Here is a 14,996-nt window from a genome sequence, read left to right as displayed (position 1 = left end):
GATCGACACCATGACGAAAACCAAGACGTCGCGCAGGAAGGTCATTATCACCTGCGCGGTGACGGGCTCGGTGCATACGCCGACCATGTCGCCCCATCTACCTGTTACCCCGGACCAGATCGCCTCGGAGGCGATAGCGGCGGCCGAGGCCGGCGCCTCTATCCTGCATCTTCATGCAAGAAACCCGGTGGACGGTCGTCCGTCGGCAGACCCTTCGCTGTTCATGCAGTTCCTGCCACGCATCAAACAATCGACCGACGCCGTCATTAACATCTCCACCGGCGGCTCGTCGCTGATGGCACTGGAGGATCGCCTGGCGGCGTCCTTGCGCGCCGAGCCGGAGATGTGTTCGCTGAACATGGGCTCAATGAACTTCGCCCTGTTCCCGGCGCTGGACAAGCCGACCGACTGGAAGCACGCCTGGGAGCCGGAACTGCTAGAGGCGACGCGAAGCTCGATCTTCAAGAACACCTTTGCCGACATGGAGTTCATCCTGACGCGGCTCGGGCAGGGATGCGGGACGCGCTTCGAGTTCGAATGCTACGATGTCGGTCACCTCTACTCGCTGGCACATTTCCGTGACCGTGGTCTGGTTTCCGGCCATCTGTTCATCCAGTTCGTCTTCGGAATCCTGGGAGGTATCGGCGCCGATCCGGAGAACCTGACGCATATGAAGCGCATCGCCGACAAGCTCTTCGGCGACGACTACTCCTTCTCGGTGCTGGCCGCTGGCCGACACCAGATGCCGATGATCACCATGGCAGCGGCGATGGGCGGTAATGTTCGGGTGGGGCTGGAAGACAGCCTCTACAATGGCCGCGGGCAGCTTGCGACCAGCAATGCCGAACAGGTCCACCGTATTCGTACCGTGCTTGACGCCTTGTCGCTGGAGGTCGCCACCCCTAAGGAAGCACGTGAACTTCTCGGCCTCAAGGGTGGAGATCAGGTGGCATTCTGACACCGGAAGCTCGGGCGAGATCGCCGGCAGCTTTCGGCCGTCAGCATCAAGGGGAATGATTGTGACGACAACGCAAAGCTTGACCGCGGATATCCGCATTCGCACCGGGGAAATCGGCGACGCGGAAACGATACACGCCGCGATCCGGGCCATGGGCCGCGGCCTCGACATGGCGGGCAAGGTCACCTGCACAGCCGATGACTATCGCCGGTTCGGCTTCGGTCCAGACGCCGCCTTCGGCAGCCTGATTGCCGAGGTGGATGGAGGTTTTGCGGGCCTTTGCCTGTTCTTTCCGATCTTCTCGACCTGGCGCGGGAGGCCGGGGGTCTTCGTGCAGGATCTCTATGTCGACGATCGTTTTCGCGGCCTCGGGATCGGCGAGCGCCTTCTGCGAAAAGTGGCAGCCTGGTCGAAGGCGAGGGGCGGGGACTATCTGCGGCTGGAAGTCGACGTGGAGAACATGGCCGCGCAGCGCCTTTACGAGCGGCTCGGCATCACCTGGCAGACGAAAGATCGCGCACATGCCGCCTATGGCGATGCCTTCGTGGCGCTTGCCGGAAAATGAAAGCCTGAAGACGCAGGAATTGGAGAGAGCATGAAAGCCTTCTACGCCCAGGAACAGAAACGACACGATCCGAAGGCTTTCCTTTCGAGCGGCGCGCCGCAGCCGAACCCCGAGCAGCCCGAACGGGTCGAGCGCCTGCTTACCGGCGCCCGCGATGCCGGCTGCACCATCCTTCGTCCGCGCGATCACGGCCTCGGCCCGATTGCCGCCGTGCACACGCCCGAATATCTCGATTTCCTCGAACATATCTACGCCCGCTGGCAGAAGATCGCTGAAGCTTCGGACGAGGTGATCCCCAACATCCATCCGCTCGCCCGCGGCGGCCGGTATCCTGCGTCTGCCGTGGGGCAGGCAGGATATCACATGGCCGACACCGCGTGCCCGATCTCGGGAGAAACCTGGGATAGCGTGCGCTGGAGCGCCTGGAGCGCGGTCGATGCGGCAGACGCGGTCATGTCGGGTGACCGCGCCGCCTATGCACTCTGCCGGCCCCCCGGTCATCATGCCTTTGCCGATGTTGCCGGCGGCTTCTGCTTCCTCAACAATTCCGCCGTCGCAGCGCAACGCTTCCTCTCAAACGCGGCCCGCGTCGTGGTCCTCGACATCGACCTGCACCACGGCAACGGTACGCAGGGCATCTTCTACCAGCGATCCGATGTGCTGACGGTGTCGATCCACGCGGATCCCGTGCGGTTCTATCCGTTCTTCTGGGGGCATGCCGACGAGCGCGGCGAGGGGCCGGGCCTCGGTTACAATCTCAACCTCCCGCTCGAGCGCAAGTCCGGCGACGCCGAGTTCCTGGCAGCTCTCGATGTCGCCTTCCGCCGCATCCGTGCCTACGCGCCGGACGCGCTCGTCGTCGCGCTCGGCCTCGATGCCTTCGAGGGCGACCCCTTCGGCGGCCTGTCCGTGTCGACGCCAGGCTTTGCAAGGATTGGTGAGGCGGTCGCCGGCCTGGGTCTGCCGACGGCCATCATTCAGGAAGGTGGCTACCTCTGCGATGCGCTGTCCGACAATCTGACATCCTTCCTGACAGGCTTCGGCACTGCCGCGAAGCTCTGAGGCTGACGTTACGTTAGGGGTTCGGTGTCGGCTAACCTATTGCGTTAGCAATGATGCCGATGCATTTGTTTTACCCATGGTTTTCCCGCGATGCGCCGGCAGATGGAACGTCTCTCCGGCGTCGGGCAGCAGTCGGCTAGCCTCGTCGATGAAACCGCGGATCAGCGGCAGATGGCGACGCTCGGCGAGGCAGATCGCGTATTCGTCGATGACCTCTTTGGCGTCGTCGATCGGTACGAAGGAAAGCCTGGCATCGTGGCCGAACTCGAGGTCGGCGACCACCCCGAAGCCAACACCATTGGCGATGGCCTCGCGCACGCCTTCGCGCGAGGAGATCTCGACCAGCTGATGGATCGAGATGCCGTGGTCGCCAAGGTTCTTCTCGAAGATTTCGCGGGTGCGCGAGCCGCGCTCGCGCATGACGAAGGAGAGGCCTTCGAGGTCCTTCATCGTGACGCCGTCGCGCGCTGCCAACGGATGGGATGACGGCACGCACAGGCCGAGCCGCATGCTCAGGAAGTGCACGCCGTGCAGACGCGGATCATTGGGGATCTGCGCGGTGATCGCCACGTCTGCGCGATAGTCGATGATCTGGTCGATGACGCGGGCGGAGTTGTCGACAGCAAGCGAAAAGGTCAGTTTCGGCCGCTCGTTCTTCAACCGCGAGAGGATCGGCAGCGCCAGGATGGGGCCGTCGGCCGCAACGCGCAGATGCCCGCCATTCAGACCGGCTTCTCCCCGCAGAAAAGCATTCGCCTCCTTTTCCGCCTGGAACAGCCGCGAGGTGATCTCGAAGAGGCGCTCGCCATGCGCGCTGAGGCTGACGCCGCGGGCCTTTCGATCGAGCAGGTTCTGGCCGCAATCCGCCTCCAATTCCCGCACGTGCTGCGACAGGGTCGACTGGCTGATCGCCATGTCGCGGGCGGCTTGGGAGAAGCCGCCGGACAGGGCGACGATGTGAAACGCTTTCAATTGGGTAATCGACATTGCTTCCGGTTCTGTTGTCACGCGGGAGCCTGTTGGATCCGCGCCGGCATCATTGTCGGAAAAGCTGACAGGCACATGACACTTCGCCTCGCCAGTCTGCCAGGCCATCCGGTGACGGACGAAACCGATGGCAGCCATCGGAAAACGCTATGGCCGTTTTACGTTTTGTTAAGCAACTGTCATCTGCGCGGTAAGCGTGGCGGCTAACGGTGACGCACGGCCAAGAGCCGATCCCGTTCACCTTTAGAGAGAAAGCCGACATGACTTCCTCCCCCAATTCGATTGCGACGCCGATCCAATCTTCCTCCGATTGGCTCCTTAATATTCCCCGCGTGCAGGCCCAGCAGGGCATTCTCGTATCGCCCGGCGGCACAGGTAATGTTTCGTCCTATAGCCTCGTTTACGACGTCTATTTCCCGTCCGCCGGCTCCAGCGGCTGGATCCCGTTCCTGCAGACGGATGTCACCAACACGTCTGACGGCGATATCTTCGGCAAGGTCGGCGGCGAAAGCTTCGGCCTCGGCATCAACAGCGACTATCGCGGCTCTGCCAAGCTCGATGCCTGGAACCGCATTGGTCTCACGATCGACAAGGACGCCAGCGGCGGCGTCTCGATGAAGAAATATATCAACGGTGACTTTGTCGCCGAACAGAAGATGACGGGTTCGCTTGCCGCCCGCTTCACCATCGACAAGGCCAAGGGCTTCCTGATCTTCGCGGACGAAGACGGTGAAACCTCCTCCGGCTACCTCAGCAATTTCCTCTTCATCGAAAAGGTTCTGACCGGTTCGGAGCTCTCGGCGCTCGGCAATGCCAAGCCGGAAGGCATCGTTCCCGATGCACTGAAGGGCGATGCGCTGTCGTCCAACGGCACTGAGTTTCGTTTCGGCGAGGGCTCGACCACGCCGGCATTCGGCCAGGGTTCCCTCAGCGGCCAAGGCACGACCGTGTCGACGACGACGCCGGGATCGGCGGGTATTCCGGCCGTTGGCCAGGACACGACGAACCCCAATCCAGGCTCCGTCGTCAAGACCTTGGCCATCAAGGATATGATGGTCACGCCGGATGCGGCCAATGTGACGATTGACCTGTCGCAGCATTTCTCGGGCGAAAACCTGACCTTCACAGTGCAGAACAGCAAGGGCGAAGTACTCAGTGCCGTTCTGACCAATGGCAACAAGTTGGTGCTGGATTTTGCTGCCCTCGGCCATTCCGACATCCGCGTCACGGCAATCGACACTGCCGGTCACGTTGTCACCGACGATTTCCGCGTCCGGGTCGCCGGTGCGAACGCCTATACGATCGCCGTGTTCCCGGACACGCAGGACTACACCTCCAACGATGGAATCAAGCATTTCTTCGGCGACATGACGCAGTGGCTGGTCGACAATCGCCAGAGTCACAACATCGTCTTCATGACCCATGTCGGCGACATCACCCAGAACAACCTTTCCGGCCAGTGGGACATCGCTGAAGCGGCCCTTCGCAAGCTCGACGGCAAGATCCCCTACGCGCTTCTGCCGGGCAACCATGACCAGGCGAACGGCGGCAATGCCGCAGACCACTCGTCGATCCATCTCGATCAGCGCTTCTCGCCCGACAAGCAGACGGCGACCAATCCGGGCACCTTCGGCGGCGCCTATGATCAGGAACTGATGAGCGCCCGCAACACCTACAGCACGTTCACCGCGCCCGATGGCACCAAGTGGCTGTCGATCTCGCTCGAATTCGGTCCCCGCGACGACGTGATCCGTTGGGCAGGTGACGTCATCGAGGCCCATCCCGATTATCGCGTCATGCTCGCCACCCACTCGCTGACGAGCTATGCCGGCCGGCAGGACAATCTGGCCCTTCCGCTCTATGACGAAGGTGCCGGCTACGACTACGGCATGCGCACCGACCAGCGCGGCGCCAATGACGGCGAATATGTTTCGCGCGAACTGCTCGCCCGCTACCCCAACATCGTCATGACTTTCTCCGGTCACATCTTCGGCGATGGCGCCGAGACCGACATCACCTACAACCAGTACGGCGAGCCGGTGTTCCAGTTCCTGGTCAACTACCAGAATGGCGTGTCGCGCGAGATCACCGGCAACGGCAACGAGGCCAAGGGCAACAATGGCGGCAACGGCGCCATCCGGCTGATCACCATCGACCCCGACAACAACCGCATTTCCACCGAAACCTATTTCACCGGCTTTGACGACTACCTCGACGGCTTCCGCACCAAGCCGGAACTCGATCGTGATGGCCTGACCGGCTATTACCGCGGCCACCAGGAAGTTTTTGAGAACATCGACGTCAGCGGCGGCAAGGCCCGTGCCATGGCCGAAGCCGGCGACGACATCATCGCCGATGCCTTGGCCGGCGCCTCGTCCGCCAATGTCGCGCTTTCAGGCGCCAAGTCGCTACTGCCGGCAAGCGTCAAGAGCTGGGTCTGGACCAACGAAAACGGCGATGTGGTGGCTGAAGGCAAGGACGCGAGCGCCGCGCTCGAGCTTGGCAAGCACAAGCTGACGCTGACCACGACCGACTTCAACGGCGTCAAGACCGGCGACACGGTAGACGTCATCGTCCGCGGCGACCGCACGCTGTTGGTCGAGACCTTCAATGACGGCAACGCCAATGGCTGGGCGACCGATATCGGGGCTGCCAACGGCAACACCGGCAACTTCCTGCTCAAGGGAACGGTCTTCTCACGCCCGACCGGAGCAACCGGCCTTGCGGCACCTGAAGCAGCACTCTTCGATCAGAGCGATGCCGCCCGCAACAAGCTGGTCTTCGTCGGCGAAGGCTCGTCCACTTGGACGGATTACGTCTTCGAGGCATCGTTGACGCAGCTCGACAACGACACGATCGGCGTTCTCTTCTACTACAAGGATGCCAACAACCACTACCGCTTCACGCTCGATGGCGAGACCAATCGTCGTCAATTGGTCAAGGTTGCCAATGGCGTAGAGACCATCCTTGCATCGGTGAATGAAGGTTCGCCCTACAACATGGAAATCCCGCTAACGGTTGCTATCACCGGCGGCGTCATCAACATCTTCCTCGGTGACAAGAACGTCTTTGCCGGACCGGTCACCGACGCCAATGCACCGCTGACCGGCGGCACGGTCGGCCTCTATTCCAGCGGCCAGCGCGCTTCTGTCTTCGACGACATCGTCGTCACCAGGGCGGACACGACGGCAAAAGCCGGCATCGACCAGCGAACCTACGACATCGACGGCGACGGTAAGGTTTTGGTCAAGCTCGATGCCTCCGGCTCGTTCGGCCCGAAGCAGCTGGTCGACTATGTCTGGACCGACCTTGCCGGCAACGTCATCGCCAATGGCAAGACCGCCAACGTCAATCTCGACACCGGCGTCAACAAGTTGCTGCTCAAGGTGACGGCGGTGGACGGCTCGGTTTCGACCGACCGTGTCGACATCACCGTCGTCGACCGCAGCAAGATTCTGGTTGCAGAAGACTTCTCGTCGCCGCAGTCCCTGTCGCGCTTCAACATCGTCGATGAGGGCGAGCTTGGCGGGATCGGACCGGATGGAAAGGCCTCCGAATGGCTGCTTGCCGACGGCAAGCTGGTGCAGACGACCGGGCTTGCGAGCCGCGAGCTGACATGGAGCGGCGCAACGGCATCGGATCTGTGGAAGCGCGGCTGGAGCCCACTTGGCGACGGCGTCAACGTGCTTCGTCTCGGCACCTACGCGCTGTTCAAGGATCCGGCAGCCCTTGCCTGGACCGACTATGCCGTCGAGGCGACGATCCAGACGCCGGATAAGGACGGCCTCGGCTTCCTGTTCCGCTACAAGGACAACAAGAACTACTACAAGCTCGAGCTCGATGCCGATGGCATCCTCGATCGCAGCCCCGGCAATGGCGCCGGCAGCATCTTCAACCTCGTGCGCATGAAGAACGGGGTCGAGGAAATCCTTGCCCAGGTTCCGGGCAAGTATGAGCCGGGCCAGGCGATGAAGCTGCGCGTCGAAGTCGTCGGCGACAAGATCACCGCCTTCCTCAACGATGAGGCGCTGTTCGCCTATCCGGTCGGCGACCGTGGTCTCGATGCCGGTACCTTCGGTCTCTATTCCTGGGGCAATGCCGGGCTGTCCTTCGACGATCTGACGGTCGTCGATTTGAAGTCGGGCCTCGAAGGCGGCCAGGTGATCAACGGCACCAATGCCCGTGACATGCTGGTCGGTGGTGAAGTCGGCGAGACGATCTATGGCCTTGGCGGCAACGACACGCTCATCGGCAACGGCGGCGACGATCGCCTCGATGGCGGCGACGGCGACGATACGCTGTTGGGCGGCGCCGGACGTGACGCGCTTGCCGGCGGCAAGGGCAACGACGTGCTGATGGGTGGCGAGGGCGCCGACATCATTGCCGGCGGTCTCGGCGACGACGTGATCGAAGGTGGCGCCGGTAACGACGTCCTGATTGGCGGCGACGGTTCCGATACCTACGTCTATGGACGTGGCGAAGGCTCCGACGAGATCGTCGAAACTGCTACGGCGTCGGGCGACAGCGACGTTCTCGTCCTGCACGACATCGCCCGCGGCGAGGCGGTCCTGCACAAATACGGTGAAGCCGTTGAGGTCGAGTTCGCCAATGGCGAAAAGCTGACCCTGAAGGGCCAGCTGGCAGGCGGCGGTGTCGAACTCGTCACCTTTGCCGACGGCACGGTGATGAACCGCGCTGCGATTGCCAATGGTCTGGTCAACCGCGGCCCGGTTGCTGTTGGCGACACGCTTGTTGCGATCGATGAAGATGCGCCGTCCTTCGTCATCCCGTTTGCGAGCCTGCTCGCCAACGACAGCGATGCCGATCTCGATCAGCTGAAGGTGACCAGCGTCACCTCGGTCGTCGGTGGTGCAGCCACCGTCGAGGAGGGCGGCATCCGCTTCACGCCTTCCGCCAACTTCAACGGCGAAGCCTCCTTCCGCTACCAGATTTCCGATGGTCGCGGCGGGTCCAGCGAGGCAGGCGCCACCTTCACCGTCAAGCCGGTCAACGATGCACCCGTTGCGTCGCCCGTTGCCGTCGAGACGAACGAAGACACGTCGGTCAGCGGCACGGTCACGGCGACGGATGTCGATGGCGACACACTTGCCTACGCCGTCAAGACGGGGGCGGGGCCGGCCAATGGCAGCGTTACAGTCGACGGCAGGACCGGCGCCTGGACCTATACGCCGAACGCCAATGTCAACGGAACGGACAGCTTCACCGTCGTCGTGTCCGACGGCAAGGGAGGAAGCAGCGAAAGCACCGTCAGCGTCACGATCAAGGCGGTCAACGATGCACCGGTGACGGTCGCCGACACAGGAACTGTTGCCGAGAACGAGACCGCCACATTCGACCTCGTTGCCAACGATACGGATGTCGAGGGCGACCGGCTGACGCTCGTCGGCTTCGCGGTCACGGCCGTCACTGGATTGGCGTTGACGAATGCTCAGGCGGCCGCGGCCTTCTCGATCGTTGACGGCAAGCTCGTCGCCGATCCGTCTTCCGCCTTCCAGGCGCTGGAAGACGAGCAGGCTGCCACGGTTACCGTCACCTACACGGTGCGTGACGCCCAGGGTGGGGAATCGACCGGCACAGCCACGATCAAGATCGACGGCTACACGGAGTACAACGTCGTCGAAGGCACCGACGGCAACGACACGCTGGTAGCCACCGACGGCAAGGACATGATCGAAGCCGGCAGCGGCAACGACACGGTGCTCGCCGGCGATGGCAACGACATGGTCGATGCCGGTGCAGGCAATGACCGGGTGGTCGCCGGCGACGGCAACGACGTGGTCGAAGGCGGGGCCGGCAACGATGTCCTGATGGGCGGGGCCGGCAATGACGTGCTCAGCGGTGGCTCCGGCAACGATCAGTTGAACGGGGGGGCGGGCAACGACACGCTGAACGGCGGTACGGGCAATGACGTGCTGACGGGTGGTGCGGGTGCCGACACCTTCGTGTTTGCGGCCGGCGACGGTCGCGACGTGGTGCTGGACTTCCAGGCCGGCGCTGAAGGGCAGGATGTGGTCGTGCTGTCGAAGGATGTGTTTGCCGACTACCAGGCACTCCTGTCCTCTGGCGCATTCACCGACGGTGACGCTGGTGCCCAGATCGCGTTCGATGACGGCTCCTCCATCACCTTCAATGGTGTGAAAACGGAAAACTTCGTCATCGACGACTTCCGCTTCGCCTAACCAAAGCGAGGGGCGCACCTTCCGGTGCGCCCCTTTTTTGCGCGGCATCGGCTTCAGCCATCTCAAGCATGTCATCGCTTTGTGATGCCTGCCTGTTACCGCCGCGATCTCAACGGATCAGGGACCATGCGCGACAGTTCATCCAATAGAAATTCCAGCCAGTTCAAGGGCGTATTCGCCGGTTGCGCCAGCGCCTTCGTCGGCATCGGCCTGATGAGTGCCGTCGTCAATGTGCTCTACCTCACCGGATCGCTCTTCATGATGGAAGTGTACGATCGTGTGCTCCCGAGCCGGAGCCTGCCGACGCTGGTCGCCCTTCTCGCCATCGTCGTCGTGCTCTACGCGTTTCAAGGGTTGTTCGACGCGCTACGGGGCAGGCTGCTGGTACGCATCGCCGATCGGCTCGACCAGGCCCTTTCGCCAAGGATCTACGATGCGATCGTCGGGCTGCAGATGCAGGCACCGATCAGCGCTCGCTATGCTCAGCCGCTGCGCGATCTCGATACCATCCGGGCCTTTCTGTCCGGCAGCGGGCCGACAGCGCTCTTCGATCTGCCTTGGCTGCCCTTCTATATTGCCATCTGCTTCGCCTTCCATTTCTGGCTGGGTGTCACCGCGCTCGCCGGTGCCATCATCCTGGCCGCCATCACCTTGCTGACGGAACTCGTTTCACAACGGCCGGTCGAAGAGGCTGCCCGCCATTCCTCCAAGCGCAATCGCATGGCCGAGAGCGGCCGCCGTAACGCCGACGTGATCTCGGTCATGGGCATGGGGCCGCATCTGAGGAGCCGCTGGCAGGAGGAGAACCGTGCTTTCACCCGCGAGCAGCGCCGGGCAAGCGATGTCTCCTCGGGCTTCGGCGTGTTGAGCAAGGTGCTGCGCATGATGCTGCAGTCCGGCATTCTTGCGGTCGGCGCCTGGCTCGTCATCAACGAGCAGGCGACGCCCGGGATCATCATCGCCGGCTCGATCCTGTCTGCCCGGGCGCTGGCGCCGGTGGATCTGGCGATCGCCAACTGGAAGGGTTTCATTGGCGCGCGCCAAAGCCGACGCCGGCTGCAGAAGACGCTGGCGCTTTTGCCGGATGCAGCCGATCGCATGGATCTGCCTGCGCCCCGTCACGCTCTTTCCGTCGACCGCGTCAGCGCCCTTCCACCGGAAACAACCGAGGCCGTCTTGCAGGACGTCACCTTCACGCTGGAGGCAGGCACTGGGCTCGGCGTCATCGGCGCCAGCGGCTCCGGCAAGAGCTCGCTTGCGCGACTGCTCGTCGGCATCTGGCGGCCGGCGCGCGGTGCAATCCGCCTCGATGGCGCGACGCCCGACCAATGGCCGGCGGCGGCGCTTGCCCGCCATATCGGTTACATGCCGCAGTCGATCGAATTGCTCGACGGCACCATCGCCGAGAATATCGCTTCGTTCGATCCGGATGCTGAGCCCGACGCCATCATCGCGGCCGCCCGCGCAGCCCGAGTGCACGATCTGATCGTCAGTCTGCCCGAGGGCTATTCCACCGAAGTCGGTGAAAATGGCCGCCCGCTTTCCGCCGGTCAGAAGCAACGCATTGCGCTTGCGCGTGCGCTCTACCGCGACCCCTTCGTCGTCATTCTCGACGAGCCGAATTCGAACCTCGATTCCGAAGGTGAGGAGGCGCTGACGTCGGCGATCCTCGGTATCCGCGAGCGCGGCGGCATCGTCGTCGTCATCGCTCACCGCCCGAGTGCGCTGCTTGCGGTCGACAAAGTGTTGATGCTTACGGCCGGCCGCCAGCAGGCCTTTGGACCGAAGGACGAAGTTCTCTCGAAGGTCCTGAGGCAGGCATCCGCCAATCCGGGTGCGCTCAAGGTGGTGCAATCCGCAGAAGCAGCAAAGGCATGAACATGGACGATTGGCAGACACTCAGACGTTCGATCCGCACCCATCTGATTGTGGGCGCCCTCGGATTTGCCATATTGGTTGGGCTCTTCGGCGGTTGGGCGATCGGCACGGAAATCGTCGGAGCGGTTATCGCTCAAGGCTCAGTCGTGGTCGAGAGCAGCCTGAAGAAGGTTCAGCACCCGGTTGGCGGCGTCGTCAGCGAGCTGATGGTGCGCGACGGCGACCGGGTCAAGGCGGGGGATGTCGTCATGCGTATCGACGCGACGATGACCAGGGCCAATCTGGCGATCATCCTCAAGAGCCTCGACCAGTTTGCCGCCCGCAAGGCGCGGCTTGAAAGCGAGCGCGACCATTCGGAGCATGTTGCCTTCCCGGAGACATTGCTGTCGCGCGGCGGAGATCCCGAAGTGGCGGCGATGATGCATGCCGAACAGCGGCTCTATGAAAGCCGCCGGGATGTGCGCGAGAGTAAGAAGCGGCAACTGGAGCGGCGCGTCCAGCAGTTGAACGACGAGATCCGCGGCATGGAGGCCGAGCGCACTGCCAGCAGCCGCGAGCGGGTTCTCATCAACGAGGAACTCGGTCGCTACACGTTCCTGCACGACAAGGGGTTGATGGAAAAGAGCCGGCTCAGCACGCTCGAGCGCCAGGCAACCGATATCGACGGCGAGATGGGCAGGCTGCTCGCGGGGGTGGCAGGCGTGCACGAGAAGATCGCCGAGACATCGCTGCAGATCATCCAGGTCGACGAGCAATGGGCCGAAGAGGTCGGAACGGATTTGCGGGAAATGGACGCCCGGATCGGCGAGTATGTCGAGCGCAAGGTGGCGGCGGAAGATCAGCTGAAGCGGGTCGATATCGTCGCGCCGCAGAACGGCATCGTTCACCAGCTCGCCGTTCATACCGTTGGCGGTGTGGTCGCTCCCGGCGAGCCGATCATGATGATCGTGCCGGATATCGACAAGCTCGTCGTCGAGGCCAGGGTCGCGCCGCAGGACATCGACCAGATCTATTCCGGGCAGAAGGCGATCCTGCGTTTCTCCGCCTTCAGCCAGAAGACGACGCCGGAGATCTCCGGTGCTATCGAACGGGTGTCGGCTGACGTGTCGGTCGACCAGCGAACCGGTGCGAGCTTCTACGTCGCGCGCATCGCGATCACGCCTGAAGAGATAGAGAGGCTTGGCAACGTCGCGCTGATGCCGGGCATGCCGGTCGAAACGTTCATTGCCACCGGCGAGCGCAGCGTTGCGTCGTACTTCATCAAGCCGCTGATGGACCAGGTCAGCCGGGCATTCCGCGAGAGCTGATCCACCTCGTTTCGCGATAGATCCCTTGCTGCCAGAAAAGATGCAGCCCGTCCCATCCGGTCTTTCGACCGTGGCGGGGCGGGCTGTTTTGGTGTGCAAGGAGCAATGTTGCAGTCGAAGCCCAGCGGACTTGGGCCCGCATGCGGTTCGTCTTGAACCGGCTGAAATCGGTTGAGCGTGTCTCCTAAGGCATGGATCTGCTTCAGTAACTGAGCAATCGCCCGGCTGCTCACGCCAGGATTGCAAGCTGGCGGCAGTTCAAAGTCACTGATTTCGTGTGGTTTCCCCCTTGAAAATTGAGTTTGTCATTTCTTGCCGACATAATTGTCGACAAAATAGTTGACATTAGCGCCAACAACTTCAAATCTAGCGTCGTCAGCCTCCAGCGATCGAAGGATCGTGGACCGACCGGATCGGCACGGCGACGAATGGGAAAAACAGAGGGAACCACATGAAACTGAGAAAGCATCTCCTTGCGGGGTTGGCATTCGCCTTTCTCGCCTCCACGGCACAGGCCGAAACGCTGCGCTGGGGCAGCCCGCGGGATATCTTCTCGCTTGATCCGTATTCCTACGGCAGCACGTCGAACCTCGCCTTCCTCAATCACGTCTATGAAGGCCTGACCCGCTACACGCCCGAGTTCGTCGTCGAGCCGGCACTTGCCACCAAGTGGGAACTGGTCTCCGAAAAGGTCTGGCGCTTCCATCTGCGCAAGGGCGTAAAATTCCAGAACGGCGCCGATTTCACCGCCGATGACGTCGTCGCCTCGATGGCCCGTGTCAGTCACCCGACATCGCCGCTGCGCGGCAACATTCCGGCCTATGTCTCCACCACGAAGGTGGACGACTACACGGTCGACATCGAAGTGAACTCCCCGAGCCCGCTGTTCCTCAACGACATGACCAACATCTTCATGTTCGACAAGGACTGGCTGGTCGAGAACAAGTCCGAACTGCCGACCGATGTCGGCGGCAAGGTCGAGGGTTACACCACCTATCCAACGGCACTGGCCCGTTCATCGTCGAATCGCGCGTGCCCGACAGCAAGACAGTGCTGGTCAAGAACAACGGCTGGTGGGATACGCCGAAGCACAATCTCGACCGCATCGAATTCACCCCGATCACCTCGGCTGCGACCCGCGTCGCTGCACTCCTGTCTGGCGAGATTGACCTCACCGACGGCGCACCTGTCCAGGACCTCGACCGGCTGAAGAGTGACCCGAACATCAAGGTTGTCGAGCGCTCCGACCTGCGCACGATCCACCTCGTCTTCAACCGCAAGGAGAAGCTCAACGACGGCCGTGACAACTTCTTCAACGACATCAAGGTCCGCCAGGCGATCGATCATGCGATCGACCGTCAGTTGATCTTCAAGCGCGTCATGCGCGGCAAGTCGCACATCGCCGGCACCATGGTCGCGCCGGAGATCCCGGGCTACAGCGCCGAGCTCGATGTGCCGACCGCCTACGATCCTGAACTGTCGAAGAAGCTTCTCGAAGAAGCCGGCGCCGTCGGAACCGAGTTCACGCTCGTCTGCATGAACGACGAGAGCGTCAACGAGGAAGACGTCTGCAGCGCGCTCGTGTCCATGCTGTCGCGCGTTGGCCTGAAGCCGACGCTCGATATCGGTCCGCGCGCCGTTCAGGCTCCCAAGCGCGCCGGCGGCAAGTCCGACGCCTACATGATCAGCTGGGCCAACGAGCCGACGCTCGATGCCTACTCGCTGCTTATCCAGGTGCTTTCGACCCGCGAGGGGGCGGCAGGCGTCGCCAACTACGGCGGCTGGTCCTATCCCGAACTCGACGCCATGGTGAAGAAGGCCGCCGTCGAAATGGATCGCGACAAGCGATTGGCAATCGAGACCGAAGCGCTGAAGTTTGCCAAGGACCAGGTCATCATGATCCCCTTGCATCAGCAGCCTATGGCATGGGCAATGTCGAAGGAAGTGACCGACGTCACCATCCGCGCCGACAACAAACCGCGCCACTGGCTCACCCGTATCGGCGATTAAGCCCACATTGCCCCGGCAGAGCTTGCTCT

At 62.5% G+C, this 14,996-nt stretch carries 7 protein-coding genes and 1 pseudogene; 7 read left to right on the top strand and 1 reads right to left on the bottom strand.

Annotated elements, in window-relative coordinates:
* Nucleotides 1-10 precede the first annotated feature (10 nt).
* The 3 genes from kce to LPJGGPFB_RS22735 are packed head-to-tail and all read left to right on the top strand — an operon-like array spanning nt 11 to nt 2,585.
* A complete protein-coding gene (gene kce / locus LPJGGPFB_RS22745; RefSeq protein ID WP_173422147.1) occupies nt 11-958 on the top strand; it encodes a 3,5-dioxohexanoate:acetyl-CoA acetone transferase in 948 nt (315 codons plus the stop codon).
* Nucleotides 959-1,013: 55 nt separating this feature from the next.
* Complete coding sequence (locus tag LPJGGPFB_RS22740) at nt 1,014-1,523, top strand: GNAT family N-acetyltransferase (RefSeq protein ID WP_173422146.1); 510 nt, start codon at nt 1,014-1,016, stop codon at nt 1,521-1,523.
* A gap of 30 nt (nt 1,524-1,553) precedes the next feature.
* Nucleotides 1,554-2,585 (top strand): histone deacetylase family protein, encoded by a 1,032-nt coding sequence (locus LPJGGPFB_RS22735; protein WP_173422145.1) that lies wholly within the window; start codon nt 1,554-1,556, stop codon nt 2,583-2,585.
* A 36-nt stretch (nt 2,586-2,621) separates the two neighbouring features.
* Here LPJGGPFB_RS22735 and LPJGGPFB_RS22730 read toward each other — a convergent pair whose 3' ends face one another.
* Nucleotides 2,622-3,710, bottom strand: a complete 1,089-nt coding sequence (locus LPJGGPFB_RS22730; RefSeq protein WP_234902960.1) for a LysR substrate-binding domain-containing protein — start codon at nt 3,708-3,710, stop codon at nt 2,622-2,624.
* Nucleotides 3,711-3,832: 122 nt separating this feature from the next.
* Here LPJGGPFB_RS22730 and LPJGGPFB_RS22725 point away from each other — a divergent pair, with 122 nt between their 5' ends.
* From LPJGGPFB_RS22725 to LPJGGPFB_RS22710, 4 genes and pseudogenes are all read left to right on the top strand, one after another.
* The gene (locus tag LPJGGPFB_RS22725; RefSeq protein ID WP_173422144.1) at nt 3,833-9,772 is read left to right on the top strand and encodes an Ig-like domain-containing protein; all 5,940 of its coding nucleotides are present in this window, start codon (nt 3,833-3,835) and stop codon (nt 9,770-9,772) included.
* A gap of 126 nt (nt 9,773-9,898) precedes the next feature.
* Nucleotides 9,899-11,650 carry a type I secretion system permease/ATPase gene (locus LPJGGPFB_RS22720; protein ID WP_173422143.1) on the top strand — a complete coding sequence of 584 codons (1,752 nt, stop codon included), beginning with the start codon at nt 9,899-9,901 and terminating at the stop codon, nt 11,648-11,650.
* Nucleotides 11,651-11,652: 2 nt separating this feature from the next.
* Nucleotides 11,653-12,957 (top strand): HlyD family type I secretion periplasmic adaptor subunit, encoded by a 1,305-nt coding sequence (locus tag LPJGGPFB_RS22715; RefSeq protein ID WP_173422295.1) that lies wholly within the window; start codon nt 11,653-11,655, stop codon nt 12,955-12,957.
* 451 nt (nt 12,958-13,408) lie between these two features.
* Nucleotides 13,409-14,967 (top strand): annotated as a pseudogene (locus tag LPJGGPFB_RS22710) (ABC transporter substrate-binding protein).
* Nucleotides 14,968-14,996: the final 29 nt, after the last annotated feature.

The organism is Ensifer adhaerens (assembly GCF_013283195.1).
Lineage (GTDB): Bacteria > Pseudomonadota > Alphaproteobacteria > Rhizobiales > Rhizobiaceae > Ensifer > Ensifer adhaerens_G.
The sequence above is the reverse complement of the archived record's forward strand: the minus strand, read 5'-3'. Positions and strand labels throughout refer to the sequence as shown.